This window comes from Candidatus Termitispirillum reticulitermitis, assembly GCF_054655775.1.
Genome location: NZ_BAAIHG010000004.1, coordinates 1 through 18,834 on the forward strand (window position 1 = coordinate 1; position 18,834 = coordinate 18,834).

Genomic DNA, 18,834 nt, shown 5'->3' on the forward strand with positions numbered 1-18,834 from the left:
CCTTTAGGTCTTCATTTATGTATATTACATCAGCAGGTAGACTGACCGTGCGAAAAGCACAGCCAAATTGCAATAACACCACAAAAATCAATAAATATCGTTTGAACACAAATACTCCTTTAGGTTAGTCCATATCAAAATTGCCCAGTAGTCATTCTTAACCTCATACTTGCTTAACGTGTTAATACTGCCTGTAGCTCCTAACAAAAATTCTACCACTATCCGAATTTATAAAATCTATCATCCTCATGCTTATTGGCGGTATTGGCTGATTGTTCTTAGTTATACCCTCTATCGTAAAAACGGCTTGATGTCTATCCGCACAAGACATTGGGAAATAATATTCCAGCTCAGTGACATAGGATTTTACCATAAAAATCTTATTAATTAGCCCTATATCCTTATCCGCTACAAGCTTGCCTTCAATCTTTGTGCCACCCTCTAGCGTAATATATGACGTAGCCTTACTGCCATCATACTCACTGAACAACTTTACCTTTATTAACCTATTGTCGCTAAATTGGCATTTTCCCCCAGTACCTACATCAAGAAAAGCAACTCCTAAAGGTAAACGAAAATTAAAAAAAAAATTCTTGGTAGAAATATTTATATCAGAAAGTTTATCCGGTCCCTGTCTAAACGTCACCCCGTTAATTGAAAATCCACTTCTCGTTTGAATTCCGGCTGTAACAGATACTCCGTCAATTTCATTTTCTATACTCACGGATTCACTAGACGCACCACAGCCAGAAAGCGCAGTAGTTACCAAAACTACTGCAACAAAGCGTCCGCAAACATGTTTTAGCATACTATTTGTCCTCATTAGGTTAGTCCATACCAAATGCCTCATCAGGTAGTAAATCAGCAGCAAATACAGGATAAATAGGATAAAATATGAAGTTGGCAATTAAATAACAAGTTAAAAGCCTATACGCAAATGAACGCATGCTAAAACGCCCATAAATACATAGCCTAGACCCACGCATAAACTAAACCCCTCCAACCAGTTTGGATAAGATATATATACTGCTCATATCCTACGATAGACACCTTTATACCCGTATCGTGATAACGTGTCAAGGGTAATTTTTAGAATGTAATTCCACAAGTTAAAATGCCCCTCATATATTTTTTATACGGAAAAACAGCATACCTTTAACACCTAAATAGGGGCATTTTAACTGTGGCATTACACATAAAAATAGCTATGCGTTTCATATTTGTATGCTCTTCATTTTTGATGTCCTTGAATGATAGCTCATAATATTAGACTTGTTCAAGTTAAACATTCATTTTTCCGGAGGCACGTTGACAAACATTCTTTTATTGTTTAGTATAAAAAGATTGGTATGCCTAAAAGACAAGATGTTAAGAAAGTGATGGTAATAGGCTCTGGTCCTATCGTGATAGGGCAAGCAGCCGAATTTGACTATGCAGGGACGCAAGCCTGTCGTGCTCTCAGGGAAGAGGGGGTGCAGGTGGTGCTTGTCAACAGCAACCCTGCTACCATTATGACCGATAAAGACATCGCAGACCGCGTATATATTGAACCTTTAACGCCAAATTTCTTGGAAACTATTATTGAAATGGAAAGACCTGATGGATTGCTCGCTACGCTCGGCGGACAGACAGGCTTAAATATGGCTGTTGAGCTGTCAAAGCGTGGCACGCTTGATAAATATGGCGTTAAGTTGCTAGGCACCCCTATAGAGAGTATTCAGAAGGCTGAAGACAGAGAATTATTTAAGAAAACAATGCAAGAGATAGGGGAGCCTATCCCCGTCAGCACGATAGTCAGTAGCATTGAGGAAGCACTCAAGTTTGCAGCTAATGTGGGTTTTCCGCTGATTGTGCGCCCAGCATATACGCTCGGTGGCACTGGCGGTGGGATAGCGACAAACGAGCAAGAACTTGAAACTATTGCCAATATGGGCTTAAAGTATAGTATCATAGGACAAGCACTTATAGAGCGTAGCGTTGCAGGCTGGAAAGAGATAGAATACGAGGTTATACGGGATGCCACAGACAACTGCGTAACTATATGCAGTATGGAAAATATAGACCCTGTGGGTGTCCACACTGGCGACAGCATAGTGGTGGCACCTGCGCAGACGTTGTCAGACAAAGAGCTTATGATGTTGAGGAGTGCATCTATTCGTATTATCCGTGCGCTGGGGGTAGAGGGTGGTTGTAATGTTCAGTATGCGCTAGATACCCTTTCAGACCAATATTACGTTATAGAGGTCAACCCACGCGTAAGCCGTTCATCAGCGTTAGCATCAAAAGCTACGGGCTATCCCATAGCTAAGGTTGCCGCTAAAATAGCTATCGGCTACCATTTAGACGAGATAGAAAATGCTATAACTGGCAAAACAAAGGCAGCGTTTGAGCCTGCGCTTGATTATGTAGTCGTGAAGTTTCCGCGCTGGCCATTTGATAAATTTGACAAAGCCGATAGAACGCTCGGCACGCAGATGAAAGCAACGGGCGAGGTAATGGCGATAGACCGCTCTATAGAGGCGGCGTTGTTGAAGTCTGTCCGCTCGTTAGAGATAGGGACTAATCATATATGGAAACCCGATATTGATTTGCTATCATATAAAGATTTGCGCGTTAAGTTGAAAGAGACTACAGACGAACGTATATTTATAGTTGCAGCTGCTATGCGTGCGGGTATTGATGTGCATGAGGTGCATGCAACTACCCATATAGATGAATTTTTCTTGAATAAAATATCTAATATTATCGCTATGGAAAAACAGCTCTGTGACCACTTTAGTAGCGAGGTTTTGCTCAACGCCAAGAGGATGGGCTTTGCCGATGCGGTTATAGCAAAACTTTCAGGCAGAACTATGCCTGAAATTCGTGCTGAACGGAAAGAGCGGGGGATAATGCCTGTATATAAAATGGTTGATACGTGTGCTGCCGAGTTTGAGGCAAGCACGCCATACTACTACTCTACTTATGAGAGTGAGGATGAAGTGGCTGTGAGCACTAACAGGAAAGCTGTTGTTATAGGTTCAGGTCCGATACGAATAGGGCAGGGGATAGAGTTTGACTATTGTTCAGTTCATTCGGTATGGGCGCTAAAAGAGCTTGGCTATGAAACTATTATCATAAATAATAACCCTGAGACAGTCAGCACGGACTTTGATATTTCGGACAAGCTATACTTTGAGCCGCTTACCGTTGAAGACGTATTGAATGTAGTAGAAAAGGAATCGCCTGATGGCATACTAGTGCAGTTTGGTGGGCAGACCGCTATTAACCTTGCCGCCCCCCTTGATTTGCTAGGAGTGAATATATTAGGCTCAAGCGTAGATAGCATTGATATGGCTGAAGATAGGGAGCGTTTTGATGCAATGCTCACGCAGCTAAACATCCCTCGTCCGAAAGGTTTCACCGTTCACGATATTGATGGGGCTGTAAAGGCTGCAAACAGAGTAGGCTATCCTGTGATGGTGCGTCCGTCTTATGTGTTAGGCGGCAGAGCTATGGAGATAGTTTATGAAGAGGGCGATTTACGGCATTATATGACCAGTGCGATTAGTGCTTCTAAGGAACATCCAGTGTTTGTTGACCACTATATGCGTGGCACTGAGGTTGAAGTTGATGCTATCTGTGATGGGGAGCAGGTTTTAATCCCCGGTATAATGGAGCATATAGAACGGGCGGGCGTTCATTCTGGCGATAGCATAGCGGTCTATCCGCCTATCACGTTAGATAAGAAAGCGATAGATATTATTGTTGACTACACCACCCGTCTTGCACTGAAACTTGAAATAAAGGGTATGTTGAATATTCAGTATGTTGTAGCAAGTGGCGAAGTTTATGTTATAGAGGTGAATCCGCGTTCTAGCAGAACGGTGCCATTTTTGAGCAAAGTAACAGATGTGCCTATGGTGTGTATAGCCACGCAAGTGGCTGTCGGGAAATCATTAAAGGATGTTGGCTATGTTGGCGGATTATTGCCATTTTCCAGCCATTATGCGGTGAAAGCACCTGTATTTTCATTTGCCAAGATGCACAACGTAGATGTGGCACTAGGTCCAGAGATGAAGTCCACAGGCGAAGTGATGGGAACGGACAAGGTGTTTGCCCATGCGTTCTATAAGGCGTGTCAGGCTAGCGGTATCAATATCCCTGCACGTGGTGCTATATTATTTACTATAGCTGATATAGATAAGGATGAGGCACTGCCCGTAGCTAAAGGTTTTGCTGATTTAGGATATGACATTGTGGCGACCGGAGGCACAGCTACATTTTTATCTGGCAACGGCTTGCAAGTGCGGACAGTTCGCAAGGTGAGTGAGGGGGAGCCGAATATTATAGACGAGATAAAGCACGGCGATATAAATATGGTAGTAAATACGCTTACCCAGAAGGCAACCCCTGCGCATGATGGCTTTAAGATACGCCGTGCCGCGGTTGAGCATGCCATCGCCTGTCTTACCTCAATGGATACTGCAAAGGCAATATTGGGGGCAATATCTAGTATGAAAAATGCAAGTATGGGAGTAATTGCATTACAAGACTTGACAAAGCGATAAAATAGCGATATTATCAAAATTCGCGTTATTTATAAGGAGAGTGTGAGTATGAGGGCTGGCGTTCATCCTGACTATAAAGAGATTACTTTTAAGTGTGCATGCGGGGCAGAGGTAAAAACTCGTTCCACCACTGATAGAACTGGTATTGCTATCTGTTCTAGCTGTCACCCGTTCTTTACGGGCAAACAAAAGTTTGTTGACACTGCTGGTCGCGTAGAAAAGTTTATGCGCAAGTATGCAGCTGCTGAAACAGCTAAAAACGCAAAGGAGGCAAAGGTTTCAAAGCCTGCCACTAAGGTTGCTGGTAAGCAGATTGTAGCGGACAAGCCTGTTGCAAAGACAGCAAAATCAGCGGCGAAGCCTGCTACCAAGAGTGCGACAAAGAAGGTTTAATAGTCTCCACAGATGCTTAATGTAGCTATCTTGTCGTGGAGTGGCGGTGAGCTTGTAGCTGCTCTAGCCGCTAAATTGTGCTACTCTGGTGCCTCTATTGCAGAGTTGTCTGATAAAGTTTCGGCATCTGACCAGAAGGGTTTTTTAGGTAAGCTTCGTTCGCTGGGGCATGAGTCTGTTTTTGAGCATGTATCGTTTAGCTTTGGCGTAGAGGGTGTTTCAAGGGTGCTTACGCACCAGCTTGTGCGCCATAGGCTCGCTAGCTATTCTCAGCAGTCGCAACGATATGTGAGGTTTGATAATTTTAGTTACGTTACTCCTCCGTCCATATCGGGCAGTTCATTGGCTCCAAAGTATGATGCTCTTATGAACAGTTTGAACAGTTTTTATAGTGAGCTGGCAAGCTCTGGTATCCCCGCAGAAGATGCGCGCTATGTGTTGCCTAATGCATGCGAGACGAAGATTGTTATCACCATGAATGCGCGTGAGTTGCTGCATTTCTTTAAGTTGCGTTGTTGCAATCGTGCCCAGTGGGAGATACGCGAGCTTGCGATGCAGATGTTAAGGCTAGTAAAGGGTAAGTCGCCTACTATATTTGCATTAGCGGGTCCCGCTTGTGTAGGCGGTGCATGCAGTGAGGGGGGTATGACTTGCGGCAAGGCAGTTGAAGTTCGGGAAGAAGTTAGCAAATTAAATTTAGGGGTAGATAATGGCTGATAAATTTAATGTAATCGTTGTAGGTGGTGGCGTAGCAGGCTGTGTTACGGCACTAATGTTAGCTCGTGAGGGGCTGGAGGTGGTTCTAGTTGAGCGTGGCAACTATTCAGGGGCTAAAAATATGACTGGCGGCAGGCTATATAGCTATAGCCTTGAGCGGGTAATCCCTGATTTTGCTAGTGTTGCTCCCGTTGAAAGGCGCGTTGTGCGTGAGCGTATATCTATGATGACTGAAAAGTCTGCTACAACCATTGAATATTTAAGCGATGCTTTGAAACAGAATGGCAGTGATTCATATACTGTATTGCGTGCATCGTTTGACCGTTGGCTCTGCCAGCAGGCTGAAGCCGCTGGAGCGATGCATATTGCAGGTATGCTTGTGGAAGATTTAATTATAAACGACGGCAAAGTTTGTGGCATAATAGCTGGCGGGGATGAAATACTTGCAGATGTTGTTGTGCTGGCAGATGGAGCGAATTCACAGTTAATGGAACGTGCGGGGTTGCGGACAAAACCGATTAAACCTAGCGAAATAGCTGTTGGGGTAAAAGAGCTTATAGAGCTTGGGGCAAAGACTATAGAGGACAGGTTTAATGTGGCAAGCGGTGAGGGGCTGTCTTGGCTATGTGCCGGCTATCCCTCTGGTGGTAAAATTGGTGGCGGGCTAATCTACACTAACAAGGATAGTATATCAATAGGTGTAGTTGTCACATTATCTGAATTTAATGAGACTGAACTATCTATAAACGATATGCTTGAAAACTTTAAGAGGCACTCCGTTATTGCTCCGCTCATAAACGGAGGAAAGTTGTTGGAGTATTCTGGACATCTAGTAGCTGAGGCGGGCTTTAGTGCGCTGGCGAAGCCGTCTGGTAGTGGCGTGCTTGCTGTTGGGGATGCCGCAGGGTTTGTTATGAATTTGGGTTATACTATACGTGGGATGGACCTTGCTGTTTCATCTGCTATCGCTGCCGCTAAAACAATAGTAGCGGCAAGAGATAATCTATCTGATATCAATGCGCTTGACGGCTATAAGGGTAATTTAGAGGCTGAAGGGGTGCTCGCTGATATGAAACACTATTCAAACTTCCCAAGTTTTATGGAAAATCATCGTATATTTGGCGAATATCCTGAAATGATAGACGGGCTGTTGGCTGATTTATTTGTGATGAATGGCAGCAAGCCGCGTTCGCTGGTTTCAAAGCTCCTTTCTGCTGCAAATAAGGTAGGGGTATTAAATATTGTCGGCGACGCTATAAAGGGGGTTCGGTCATTATGAGTATGACTATTGATGAAAAATTAGGGATAGATAAATTTCATGTGGATGAGGGCTACGCTCATATAGAGGTGAACAAGGGAGCCAGCGAAAGTGATATAAAGCTCCTTACTAGGGCGTGTCCCGCTGGGCTATACAAGTATAGCGAGGGGGTCTTAACGTTTGATTATGCGGGCTGTTTTGAGTGTGGCACGTGCAAGGTGTTATCGGCGGACAGGGTGGTTAAAAAGTGGAGTTTTCCGAAAGGCTCGTTCGGTGTTGAGTATAGACACGGATAAGTGAATGGCTACGGTAGAACTAAACAATATGATAAATTTCTTAAAATTTATGTTGACTATTTCCAAATTTATGCTATTGTAGGTGTGATAAAAATTTGTCTTATTATGTCAACAAGACGGATATAGCAAATATAATACTTCAATTATTATTGTGTTTGGAGGTGTTGTATGAACTTTTCCGTTTCTGGGTTTGGTGGAGGTGCGTCTCCTCTATCGTCACTGTATTCTAGTTATTCTGCCAATAAGTCTCTCAAAGCTTCTGAGGAGTTGCAGGCGTATAACGTAAGCAATTTAGCGCATGCATTGCAGTCGTTAAAACCAGTAGAACCTACTGATAGTGTAAGTCTCTCTGAAACCGTTATGTCTGCCCTTGCAGCGATGGAAAGAAATGAGACAGCTCTGACTTCTACGTCGCAAAGCTTAGTAGATGATATTACGAACACTAGCGAGAGCGTAGGTGCGCTTGACAGTGGGTTAGATGATATCGCTGCTAAGGTAGAAGACATAGGTGAACGCCTTGCTACTGTTGCTGACAAGGAGTTGACTACTGAGGACAGAGAGCAACTGCAAGTTGAGATTGACTCTATAAAGGGCGATATTAACAAAGCGGCTGAGAAGTTATCTAAGCAGATTGAAGCTCAAAGTGGAGTTAAAATATCTCTTGATGCCAAGACGCTTGGTGTTGATGATATTGACGTTCGCTCACCTGAAGCAGCTGAAGAATCAGTAAAGAAGATTGACAGTGCACTTGAGTTGCTATCTAATGCAAAGGAAATCGTTGGCAAAGCTGTTGAGAAGTTGCAAGAACCGGGCAGACTAGCTGATATGTCAAAGAGTATGGCAAATCTAGGTATTGCTACCGGCGCATTGAGAGACGTTCAACGCTCACTTGATAATGCAGTGGCTGAACGCTCCGAAGTGGAGCTTGTTGAAGAGCTAGGTGAGGATGCTATCGCACCAGTTGCATCTGTGCGTAGCAACAATGTCCCGCAGCCACAACAAATGCCCGCATACATAGCATCAGCTGTGATGAATGCATATAAAAATGTAACCTATATGGCAAACTATAGGTAAAGAGCTTAAGCAAGCCCCTCTCTTTCAGAGAGGGGGCTTGCTTGTATTGTTACTTTAAGTTATAAAACGCTGCTAGTCCTTCGTATTTGCCCTGCCCCATAAGTTCATCTTCAATTCTCAGCAGTTGGTTATACTTAGCTACGCGGTCGGTGCGGTTCGGTGCGCCTGTCTTAATCTGCCCCGCGTTAGTTGCCACTGCTAAATCAGCTATGGTGGCGTCCTCAGTCTCACCGCTACGGTGCGATATTACACAGGTATAGCCAGCGCGTTTAGCCATTTCTATAGTTTTAAGGGTTTCAGTGAGCGTGCCTATCTGGTTTAGCTTGATAAGTATGGAGTTAGCAGTGCCACTCTCAATACCCCTAGCAAGCCTTTCAGAGTTGGTCACAAACAGGTCATCGCCAACTAGCTGTATCTTACTGCCCAGCTTATCAGTCAGCTTTTTCCAGCCCGTCCAATCATCTTCAAAAAGCCCGTCCTCTATAGATATTATCGGATACTTATTTACAAGCCCGCTCCAAAACTCAACCATCTCTTCGGCAGTCTTTTCAGACTTCTTTTCAGCTTTCATTATATATTTGCCGTTGTCGTAGAACTCGCTGGATGCAGGGTCCATAGCTATCCATATTTGTTCTCCCGGCTTATAGCCCGCTTTTTCAATGGCGAGCATTAGCACGTCTAATGCTTCTTCATTGGATTTCAGGTTCGGAGCAAAACCACCTTCATCGCCGTAGGCTGTATTCAGCCCCTTATCCTGCAACACTTTCTTTAAGCTGTGGAACACTTCTGCACCCATTCTAAGAGCCTCACGGAAAGTTTCAGCGACAACCGGCATTATCATAAACTCTTGTATATCAACGTTATTGTCAGCATGCTTACCGCCATTCAATATGTTCATCATAGGTGCAGGCAGTACGTGTGCATAAGGTCCGCCGAGATAGCGATATAATGGGATACCTAAATAACTAGCCGCAGCTCTTGCACATGCTATTGATACCCCTAAAATAGCGTTAGCCCCGAGCTTTGCCTTGTTGGGCGTGCCGTCCATATCAATCATTATATCATCAATAGCCATCTGGTCTAAAACGCTGATACCCTCTAACTCTTCAGAAATCAAAGTATTAACATTTTTAACTGCCGTAAGGACGCCTTTGCCAAGATAACGTTTCTTGTCGCCATCTCGCAACTCCACAGCTTCAAACTGCCCAGTGGATGCCCCGCTAGGCACCATAGCCGTGCCATAAGAACCGCTTTCCGTAGTGACGGTGACCTCAACTGTCGGATTACCCCTAGAATCTAATACTTCAGATGCTTGAACATCAATAATTTCGCTCATTGCTCCCCTCCCAATCCGTTTTGTAGATTGTATGACACTTGCACAAACAAGTCAAGCTGGTATATTATCTATGATATGAATAATCCATCACTGGTATATGCTAACAGCAAAGGGGAAATCTTTGACCACCCAGAGCTAAATATGAGCGTGCATAGCGCAGGCTACGATATGCTCCCTTATGAAAATGAGCTGATAGAACTGCCGAAGATGTCCCGCCTATACTATATGCCGCACACTCAAGCTATGGGTTTTGATGCCAACAAGTCGCAATATGTCGCCCTGCCTGATAGCTACGCTGTCAGCGTGTTTCTGCCACCAGCATACCTGCGGACATACCTGCCGTCATATAAACGCACTAAACCAGAGATTATGCCACTATACGCATACACCGCAGTAGGTTGGAACAACGGACACTTTGTCGTGCCCGCTATTAAAGTTGACGATGATTCACACTGGAACCCTGCTCTATACGACTATACAGATAAATTCAAGCAACAAGTTGATGTTTATCTGAAACGTTATCCAAAAAATCGTCTATACAAACAGTTAGCGCACTGCGCACTGAACTATCACTGCACCGCTGCTAAAAATGTGTTCTATCCGCGCTGGGAATGTCCGCTACCTGCTAGCCCTGCATGCAATGCCCGCTGTGTAGGCTGCATATCTCTGCAAGAGTCTGAATGTTGCCCTTCACCACAAACTAGGATGAGCTTTGCGCCCACCCCTGAAGAAATAGCTGAAGTTGCCTGCAACCACGCAAGGGATGCCGAAAAACCGATTATTAGTTTTGGTCAGGGCTGCGAGGGCGACCCTGTAATGGTGGCTGACAATATCGCAATAGCAGTTAAACTGATAAGAAAAGAGTTTCCAGAACTTACTATAAACTTTAATTCCAACTGTAGCCTGCCTGACAAGGTGGCAAAGGTAATAGATGCTGGGGTAGACAGCATTCGCGTGAGCTTAAACAGCGTAGTAGAAAGCACCTACAACGCATACTACAGACCAACCACATATAAATTCGCCGATGTGTGTAAAAGTATATCAATCGCAAATGAGGCTCGTTGCTATGTTGCACTAAATCTGCTGACTATGCCGGGCGTGAACGATAGGCGTAGCGAAGTAGAAGCTCTAGTTAAATTTCTATCAAAATATAATGTGGGGCTTATACAGACCAGAAACTTAAATATTGATATAGCGTTGCTTGAAGATGCACTAAAACTACCTGTTGATGAGGTGTTGGGCATCAAAAATATGCTAAAGGCTATAAAACTGGAGCATAAAAACATCAAATTCGGATACTTCAACCGCACAAAGGATAATTTCTACAGGTAATGCAGTTTATAAAATGGTAGCCCTCTAAAAAGCTCTTGCATTATTAGCTACAAAGTGGTAGGATGTCTGTATTGTGAGTTGATGGGAGCTATTTATGGTTAATATTACATTTAAGAACAATAAGGCGTTGATAGTTGTTGACAATAGTCCGACTAGGCAAGAGTTTGTTGCAGCCCGTCAAGAGCTGGAAGTAGCTATGGGCATAATAGGCGTTGATATAGATTTGGCACGGCTTGAGCATATCAAGAGCGACCAGCTTGCTGGGTTTATTATGATACGTAAGGTGGCTAATAGCAACCAAATTCCCATTGTGCTCTTCAACGTCAGCGATAACGTTTATAGGATACTCCAAACATCCGATACCATAAAACTATTTACCATCGGCAAGAATTACGAACACAGTAGCACCGATGACCTAATAAAGATGTTCGCCAACGTAGAATTGGCTGACGGCGCATCAGACCACCTAGCTAAACACTACAACAGCGAGGTGCGGGCTGAGCTGATTAAACGTATTGCCGCCGATAAACCAAACATACAGGCATGTTGCCTTCTAACCATAGGCAAAGCTTGCGATACTGATTCTATAGACCTTGTCCGCTCCTGCCTTGACAGCCCTCACACACAGGTGACGTGTGCGGCAATACACGTGCTAGGCTGGTTCGGCGATATGGAATCAAAAGACAGGCTATATGATTTTATTCTATCGCCTACGAAGGCACTTGCTGAGGCTGCGGGTTCGGCAGTTGCTCTGCTAAGTGATGACGGCGACCTAGTCCGTCTTGTTGAGCTAGCATCGTCTAACAAACCTGAAGTTCGTGGCATTGTTGTCAGGGTGCTCGCCCTTATAGGTGGAGAAAATGCGTTCGCCAAAACTGCCAATATGCTTGCTTTAGAAACTGACGTGTTTATCCGCAAGACTATTGCACGTTGTTTGTCGCGTTTCAATACGCCACAAACGGTTGATTTGCTAGTAAAACTACTAGACGATAAATCTATGGCGGTTCAAGAGGCTGCTGCCTCTGGGCTTGGGTGCACAGGACTGAATGGCAACGAATCTGTTGTCATCAGCAAAATCAAGTCTCCCAATATCTGGGTGGGCTACTTTGCTGTGCGTGCACTAGGGCACAGCGTATCGCCTGAAACTGCAAAAATATTGATAGAAGCATACCCGAGTGTTCACAGCAATATAAAGCTTGCTATCATAGAAGTATTGGGGCATACGCATCTGCCTGAAGCGATTACATTGCTAGAAACGCAGTTGCAAGGCGATAACGAAGATGTCCGCCGTGAGGCGTTGTCTGCATTGTATGTGTCGGGCAAAAAGCAGACTGCAAAGTTGGCACTGAATATAGCAGAAACCGACCAAAGCTGGATGGTGCGCTACCGTGCAGTAGAGATAATAGAGAACGAGCATCCAGATGGGTATATTGATGTACTTAGGCGGATAAACGAAACGGAACAAAATCGTTTCATAAAAGAGAAGATAGCACTAGTATTAGGCATCTAAACTGGCATGTTTGAAACTACCAAGATGTCTGACGATGAGTTTCTGCAGTTAGGCGATATTATATACAAGAAATCTGCAATCACTCTCTTGCGTGAGAAAAAATACTTTATGGAGAACCGACTCACAAGGAGGCTTGCAGAACTTGATTTTAACACATTTAAGGACTACATTTACTATATAAAATACGACCCTGCGGGCGAGTCGGAGCTTAACTATCTAGTCAATGCTACAACTGTCAACGAAACATATTTTTTCAGAGACCGCTCGCAGATTGACTATTGGCTTAACGTTATGCTCCCTGAGTCTATGCGTCAGGGTAAGACTGAGTTTCGTATTTGGTCTGCAGCGTGTTCCACTGGAGAAGAGCCTTACTCGTTGGTTATGTTGCTTGATAGTATGGGGATGTATTATAAGGCTCGTTTCCACATAGTGGCAACTGACATTAACAGTAACGTGGTGGACATGGCTAAAAAGGGCGAATACGGCGAATATTCGTTAAAAAATGTACCCGATGAAATGTTAGAGAAATATTTTACTAAAAACTCGAACAATGTCATTACTTTGAGTCAGCGTATTAAAGATAGGGTGGTATTTAAGACGGGCAACCTGATAGACCCCTTATCTTGCGAGCGAACAGGGGGTAATTTTGATGTAATTTTCTGTCGCAATGTGCTTATATATTTTGATAATAAAGCTAAGGAGCAAGTTATCAATATGTTCTATTCGCATCTTAAAACATCGGGTTGCCTGTTTCTGGGTTATGCGGAAAGCTTGTCGGCTCTTAAACACAAGTATCACTCGCTCAACTTTTCTTCAGGAACGGTTCATATTAAGGAATAATAATGGGAGGTGTCATAATATGTCGCTAGAAGGATTAACCGGTTCAATATTGACTATACCAACGGCAGAAAATGTCGCTAGCCACCAGAATAACCTGCAGATGCACGCCCAAAGAGATGCCACAGCGATAATTCAGCAGCTCGCTTACCAGATGACACATAAGGCTATGTCCATTGACAAGTTAGAGTTGTCGTCCGCGCGCTCAAAGCGCGATGACGAACGAGATGCGGAGAAGAAAGACCAGCGCGGAGACAAACATAAGGAGCACAAGGAGCATAAGGAGGGTTAGCGTATATGGCACGTGAACGTCTAGTGCGGATGATAGTGATTTACGGAGACAATATCCTATGGCGGTATGTTGTGCCTAAATGTGAACCCGCCGAGATTGAAACGCTTGACGTTATTCCGATAGATGTGCGCTGGTTCACGCCAGACGACCTGAATAAAGCTAGTGAAATAACCATAGAGTATAGCATTGCTGGCACATTCTACGCGCGACATTTGAAGTTTGTAGCAACTGGTGTGGGCGGACTATTCTTGTTCTCTAAAACTTCTGTTGCCGAGAGTATGAGCCTAGAACGGGCATTTGTGATGGACTATCCAGAGGCTATACATCTGCGTATTGTAGCGGACGGCGAAAAAGCGTATTACTTGCAGCGGGCACTATCGGAGAACTCTACCGAGCAGCGCAAAATCAGCACAAAGATTAGACAGACTATAATGAACGAGCCTGTTGAGATGCGCAATATATATAGATTTATGCTGGAGCTAAACGACAAGCTGGACGTGATAAATGAACTACTGCGCGACAAGCATGGGGCTACCGAGACAGAGCTGGTCAATGTGCGGGGGATAGGCATATCGGTGCGAGGCTTTATACTCCACTCTGACTTAGTTCTGGCAGACGGAACGCTTGCCTATACAACTAACTCGCTAGGCACTATGGAGGAGAAGCTGACATTTTCAGCTGTTGTTGCCCTTGCCAAGCTAAAAAAAGCAGCGACTGGGACGTTCTATCAGGCTGATTTTGTCCAACTGGATGATGATGTAAAGGATGCTATCATGAAATATCTGTTTGTTCGGGAACGCGATATTATGAAAGGGATGCGCTAGCTGTGAATTGGCTGATTATAATATTTATTATGGCAGTGTCAATCTTGCTGATACTGGTTATAAGTTTGCAGTCAAGGTTGCGGAAACTTGAGGACAAGATGACAGACGTAACAGCAAGCGATGTGGCTGTGTATGTTGAGCAAATGCGAGAACTTGTAAAACAGAGCGAAATGGTAGCCGATAGGCTGGATAGCAGTATTCGCGAGCGGGAGAGTGCGTTGGAAGACTTGAGTGAGCTGGTTCAAAGTGCATCTATGCGACTGCAAGACTTCACGAGGGCTATGGAAAGGAGAGGATAAACAGAATTTCCTCCACTTTTTATGTTGTGCTAGCCTTAATAGTGTGTTATAATTCTCGTATATGGGTAGTGTAGTTCAACCGCTGGTTTCTGTAGTTATCCCTTTCTACAATGTCAGGGAGTTCATCCCTCGTTGCTTGGAAAGCATAATCCACCAGAGTTATAAAAATTTAGAGGTAATTCTAGTGGATGACGGCTCCACAGATGACAGCGTTAGTATCTGCGATAGCTATATCAATGCTGACAGTCGCATAAAATTAGTAAAAATACAGAACAATAGCGGACCAGCTACCGCTAGGAACGAAGGGTTGAGGTGCGCTACAGGCGACTTCATACACTTTATGGATAGCGATGATTTTATAGACCTGAATTACTATGAAAGTATGCTAACTACTATGCTGGAAACTGGTGCTGATATATCATGTAGTAATCGCTGTGAGCTAGGCACGGCGATGCCGTTCATCAAACAGACTATGATACTTACGTCCCTCAATGATAGAATCATTGAGCCTGCTAAATATGCACTGCATAACGTGTGGCGTTACGTGTTCAAGCGAACACTTATAACTGATAATAAACTGTTATTTGACGAATCGCTCGTTGCTAACGAGGACCTGTTATTCTCTGTGTTGGCGTTGTATTATGCTAAGAGGATTGTTCTGGTGCCTGACGTATTTTATCACCATGTTGAACGCAGAGGCTCTATTTCGTCCTGTCGTGCTAAAAGGGGCACCATTAAGAGCGACCGCTCACGTGGCTGGAAGTTGCTTAAAGATTTCGCTAGGGAGAGAGGTTTCGGACACATAATCCATACGCTTAAAGTAAAAGGCGACCTAGTGTCAGTTTATACATATAAACTATTTTCACTAATCCCCGTTCTGAGAAAACGCACCTATTCTCGCAAAACAAAATATTATCTGTTCGGCATATTGCCGATAATGACAATCAGGCACTAGCAGTGAATAAAATAAATAGGAAGTTTTTTGCATTCGTGCTCTCTGCATTGTTGTCGGTGGTGTGCGTTTATGCGCTTGTCTCTTACGCCAGCGGGGGGGGGTACGTCGGCGTCCCGCTTAGGTGGCAAAAATATTTAGAGATAAGTCAAGAGGAATTGTATAAAAATTTAGCTCATTTTAGCATAGTCGGTGCCAATAAAAATATTTTGCGTCAACATGGTGATAAAATACGTCAGGCACCAGAACAATCCTCTTAGCATAATACAACGCTTAAAGTAAAAGGCGACCTAGTGTCAGTTTATACATATAAACTATTTTCACTAATCCCCGTTCTGAGAAAACGCACCTATTCTCGCAAAACAAAATATTATCTGTTCGGCATATTGCCGATAATGACAATCAGGCACTAGCAGTGAATAAAATAAATAGGAAGTTTTTTGCATTCGTGCTCTCTGCATTGTTGTCGGTGGTGTGCGTTTATGCGCTTGTCTCTTACGCCAGCGGGGGGGGGTACGTCGGCGTCCCGCTTAGGTGGCAAAAATATTTAGAGATAAGTCAAGAGGAATTGTATAAAAATTTAGCTCATTTTAGCATAGTCGGTGCCAATAAAAATATTTTGCGTCAACATAGAGCTGTGCCAATGGATACGCACGACAATGAAGGGGCACTCACTATTGATTTGGGAGATAGGCTTTCTAAAGATTATAAGCGACTAACGCTAGTGGTATCTAACTTTGCTCCCAATACTGGTCATCGTGCTCCGTATATATCGTATATAAACAAGCAAGGCAATAGGGTAGAGCGGACGTTTAACCCACTGCATAATGGGTTTAATGTGTCTAAATCGCTAAAAGATATGAAGTCTCAGTTCACCATCCACTTTGTTGCACGCAATATAGGGATGTCGTTAGAGATAGAGCGAGCGTATCTTACGAAATACCCTGCACTGCCGAATACTATGCTCGTGCCCTTCTTCTTATTGGCTATACTAGCAATAGCATTAACTTATCTAGCTTTTTACTTTAGGCGAGAGGTTAGTGTTGACCTCACTTATGCGCCACTTGTGTATCTAGCACTGCCGCTCGCTATATTTTTCCTCACGTGGCTGAGGCTACCAGTAGGACTACCTGCTACGTTCATACTATTATACCTGTGCTACTGCTATTGTCGTGATATAAAGCTAAAACTTGATGTAGTGATTGACAAGTATTTCATAATTACTATGGTAGTGTTACTTTTGTTTGTCTATCTGTCAGGGGTGGGTGGGTATGGTCCAATAGTCTCTGGGGATATGCATCGCAGAAATGCTGCGTTCGGGGATTTGCTCGCTAATAGTTGGCCCGTGTATTTTTCTGAGAATGGCGGTAGCTTAGTCTATTACATAGGTTTTTGGCTGGTTCCTGCTGTTATCAGCAAACTATTTAGTTTGTCTTGGACTAGCGCAAACCTTGTGCTGTTTGTCTGGACACTTATTGGTATGGTGCTGGCTTACCTGCTGGTTTCCAGCTATCTAAAGGTTTCAGCTGGAAAAAGATTGCTATTGGTTGCTATAATATTTATAACGTGGGCAGGCTTACATACGATAGGAGCACTAATAGTCGCGTTGAAATCTGGAACTATAATGCCATTTAGCACGCACTATCAAGGATATTTGGGCATAGCTGGACGAATTTATGGTTTTAGAACAATATTTCATGGCATTATCTTATTTTTTCATAATGCTATCCCTATATGGATAATGTGCGGGCTATTTTTGCAGTTATACAAACGGACTGACTACTATGCTTTTTTTGGGCTTATTATACTACCATATTCTCCGTGGGCATTTTTATCATTAGGGGTTGTCTCTGTAGGCTTGGCGATTAAATTTGTGTTAAATTGGCTTAAAAATAGGAGTTTTCACTCTCATATTAAAACGATATTATCAGCCACTAATGTGTTGGCTGTAGCTCTAATCATAATTTTTATGCTCTATTTTACTGGAACATTATCAACGCGTCTTTACTTGTTTGTGCCACTTAAAGATTGGTCGTTTGGCAGGGTTTTGATGTTGCTTTTATTCTATGCGGTGGAATTTGGCATATTTATGGCTGTTATATACAAAGAAAATAAGAACAATTTAATATATTGGTTGATTGGCACACTACTTATTATCTGCCCACTTGTTGAAATTAACGATGTCAATCTACAAATATACCTATCGTTCATGCCACTTAGTTTGCTCATGATGTTATATGCTGAATACCTGCTGTCCATTATAAGTAAGCCCGCAACATATAGGCACTTCATTGCTATTATGCTCTTCGTTGTATGCGTATATCAGTTTTGTGGAGCTATGAACACATATTACATGCCTTATGGTCAGTCAACCGGCGGAAAAGGTGAGCTAACGTTAAATATCAATAATATCTTTGCAGACAGATATAATCATTTTAATTTAGAACCACAGGATTTCCTCTTTTGGAAAAGTATTGCTCGCACCAAGCCACCTATTGAAAATATGACTAGCGCAATTGACCATAAGACACTACTGACAAGGACTGATGCCTCAAGTATCTATCGCTCTGATGACTACGGCTTTCGTTTCTATGATGGTGCAGGCAATTTACGTTTTTATAATGGAGAAGAGTTAATATCCGCTCCCAAAGAAGTAGCGTGGGCACAATCATCTGAAAAAGACAGGATGGTATTGCCACCAGCAGAAGCGTTTTCTATAGAGTTATTGCTACTTCCTAAACTAGAGCAACAAGCATACTCCACTATATTCAACCTGTATGATGATAGCAAGCATTCTATCAGTTTAACGTATAACGGTAGTTGCTACGATTTGCTGTATAATAATAATCCTGTGTCAGTAAGCAATATTTGCTTAAAGCCTGATATTTTGAACTATGTAGTGTTCACCTCAGTTGGTAATGTATATATAAACGGTTCTCTGCAGACTAGCAAAGATGTTCCAATAATGGACAAAACGTATGCTATACGACTATCAAGCCTTGAGGCAGGAGGTAGAGAGATAGGCTATATTTGGCAAGGTCGTATTCAAGAGGTAGCTTTTCATAACGAGATACTGCCCGCTAGTGCCATTCGTGAAACGTGGAAGAGGGTAAGTCAAGCAACAAACAAGCATTAGCTATATGGCTCTACGTATTCCTGCAGGA

At 43.3% G+C, this 18,834-nt stretch carries 18 protein-coding genes; 15 read left to right on the forward strand and 3 right to left on the reverse strand.

What is annotated here, in order from left to right; all coding sequences use genetic code 11:
- Nucleotides 1-181: 181 nt before the first annotated feature.
- Both AC1MDJ_RS00980 and AC1MDJ_RS00985 read right to left on the reverse strand, forming a co-directional pair.
- Nucleotides 182-808, reverse strand: coding sequence for a hypothetical protein (locus tag AC1MDJ_RS00980; protein WP_479689085.1), 627 nt, complete (start codon nucleotides 806-808; stop codon nucleotides 182-184).
- A gap of 19 nt (nucleotides 809-827) precedes the next feature.
- Nucleotides 828-986, reverse strand: a complete 159-nt coding sequence (locus AC1MDJ_RS00985; RefSeq protein ID WP_479689086.1) for a hypothetical protein — start codon at nucleotides 984-986, stop codon at nucleotides 828-830.
- Between the two features lie 363 nt (nucleotides 987-1,349).
- Between AC1MDJ_RS00985 and carB the strand changes: the two genes are divergently transcribed.
- The 6 genes from carB (at nucleotide 1,350) to AC1MDJ_RS01015 (ending at nucleotide 8,288) form a co-directional block, all read left to right on the forward strand.
- Entirely contained in the window at nucleotides 1,350-4,550 is a 3,201-nt protein-coding gene (carB, locus tag AC1MDJ_RS00990) for a carbamoyl-phosphate synthase large subunit (protein WP_479689087.1), read from the forward strand.
- A 48-nt stretch (nucleotides 4,551-4,598) separates the two neighbouring features.
- Complete coding sequence (gene rpmE / locus AC1MDJ_RS00995; protein WP_479689088.1) at nucleotides 4,599-4,943, forward strand: 50S ribosomal protein L31; 345 nt, start codon at nucleotides 4,599-4,601, stop codon at nucleotides 4,941-4,943.
- 12 nt (nucleotides 4,944-4,955) lie between these two features.
- Nucleotides 4,956-5,660, forward strand: a complete 705-nt coding sequence (gene thyX / locus AC1MDJ_RS01000; protein WP_479689089.1) for an FAD-dependent thymidylate synthase — start codon at nucleotides 4,956-4,958, stop codon at nucleotides 5,658-5,660.
- Nucleotides 5,650-6,939, forward strand: coding sequence for an FAD-dependent oxidoreductase (locus tag AC1MDJ_RS01005; RefSeq protein ID WP_479689134.1), 1,290 nt, complete (start codon nucleotides 5,650-5,652; stop codon nucleotides 6,937-6,939). The genes thyX and AC1MDJ_RS01005 overlap by 11 nt, the downstream gene beginning before the upstream one ends.
- Entirely contained in the window at nucleotides 6,936-7,214 is a 279-nt protein-coding gene (locus tag AC1MDJ_RS01010) for a ferredoxin family protein (RefSeq protein ID WP_479689090.1), read from the forward strand. The genes AC1MDJ_RS01005 and AC1MDJ_RS01010 overlap by 4 nt, the downstream gene beginning before the upstream one ends.
- Nucleotides 7,215-7,382: 168 nt before the next feature.
- Nucleotides 7,383-8,288, forward strand: coding sequence for a hypothetical protein (locus AC1MDJ_RS01015; RefSeq protein WP_479689091.1), 906 nt, complete (start codon nucleotides 7,383-7,385; stop codon nucleotides 8,286-8,288).
- A 49-nt stretch (nucleotides 8,289-8,337) separates the two neighbouring features.
- Here the strand turns inward: AC1MDJ_RS01015 and eno are convergent, their stop codons facing one another.
- Nucleotides 8,338-9,624, reverse strand: coding sequence for a phosphopyruvate hydratase (eno, locus tag AC1MDJ_RS01020; protein ID WP_479689092.1), 1,287 nt, complete (start codon nucleotides 9,622-9,624; stop codon nucleotides 8,338-8,340).
- A 75-nt stretch (nucleotides 9,625-9,699) separates the two neighbouring features.
- Here eno and AC1MDJ_RS01025 point away from each other — a divergent pair, with 75 nt between their 5' ends.
- The 9 genes from AC1MDJ_RS01025 (at nucleotide 9,700) to AC1MDJ_RS01065 (ending at nucleotide 18,806) form a co-directional block, all read left to right on the forward strand.
- Nucleotides 9,700-10,956 (forward strand): radical SAM family protein, encoded by a 1,257-nt coding sequence (locus AC1MDJ_RS01025; RefSeq protein WP_479689093.1) that lies wholly within the window; start codon nucleotides 9,700-9,702, stop codon nucleotides 10,954-10,956.
- A 94-nt stretch (nucleotides 10,957-11,050) separates the two neighbouring features.
- Nucleotides 11,051-12,466, forward strand: coding sequence for a HEAT repeat domain-containing protein (locus AC1MDJ_RS01030; RefSeq protein ID WP_479689094.1), 1,416 nt, complete (start codon nucleotides 11,051-11,053; stop codon nucleotides 12,464-12,466).
- Nucleotides 12,467-12,472: 6 nt separating this feature from the next.
- On the forward strand, nucleotides 12,473-13,306 hold the full coding sequence (locus AC1MDJ_RS01035) for a CheR family methyltransferase (RefSeq protein WP_479689095.1): 834 nt from the start codon (nucleotides 12,473-12,475) through the stop codon (nucleotides 13,304-13,306).
- A gap of 19 nt (nucleotides 13,307-13,325) precedes the next feature.
- A complete protein-coding gene (locus AC1MDJ_RS01040) occupies nucleotides 13,326-13,595 on the forward strand; it encodes a hypothetical protein (RefSeq protein WP_479689096.1) in 270 nt (89 codons plus the stop codon).
- Between the two features lie 5 nt (nucleotides 13,596-13,600).
- Nucleotides 13,601-14,419 (forward strand): hypothetical protein, encoded by an 819-nt coding sequence (locus AC1MDJ_RS01045; RefSeq protein WP_479689097.1) that lies wholly within the window; start codon nucleotides 13,601-13,603, stop codon nucleotides 14,417-14,419.
- A gap of 2 nt (nucleotides 14,420-14,421) precedes the next feature.
- Entirely contained in the window at nucleotides 14,422-14,718 is a 297-nt protein-coding gene (locus AC1MDJ_RS01050; protein ID WP_479689098.1) for a hypothetical protein, read from the forward strand.
- Between the two features lie 61 nt (nucleotides 14,719-14,779).
- Nucleotides 14,780-15,673 carry a glycosyltransferase family 2 protein gene (locus AC1MDJ_RS01055; RefSeq protein WP_479689099.1) on the forward strand — a complete coding sequence of 298 codons (894 nt, stop codon included), beginning with the start codon at nucleotides 14,780-14,782 and terminating at the stop codon, nucleotides 15,671-15,673.
- A 2-nt stretch (nucleotides 15,674-15,675) separates the two neighbouring features.
- Nucleotides 15,676-15,930, forward strand: a complete 255-nt coding sequence (locus tag AC1MDJ_RS01060) for a hypothetical protein (RefSeq protein ID WP_479689100.1) — start codon at nucleotides 15,676-15,678, stop codon at nucleotides 15,928-15,930.
- 155 nt (nucleotides 15,931-16,085) lie between these two features.
- On the forward strand, nucleotides 16,086-18,806 hold the full coding sequence (locus tag AC1MDJ_RS01065; protein WP_479689101.1) for a hypothetical protein: 2,721 nt from the start codon (nucleotides 16,086-16,088) through the stop codon (nucleotides 18,804-18,806).
- The last annotated feature ends 28 nt before the right edge of the window (nucleotides 18,807-18,834 follow it).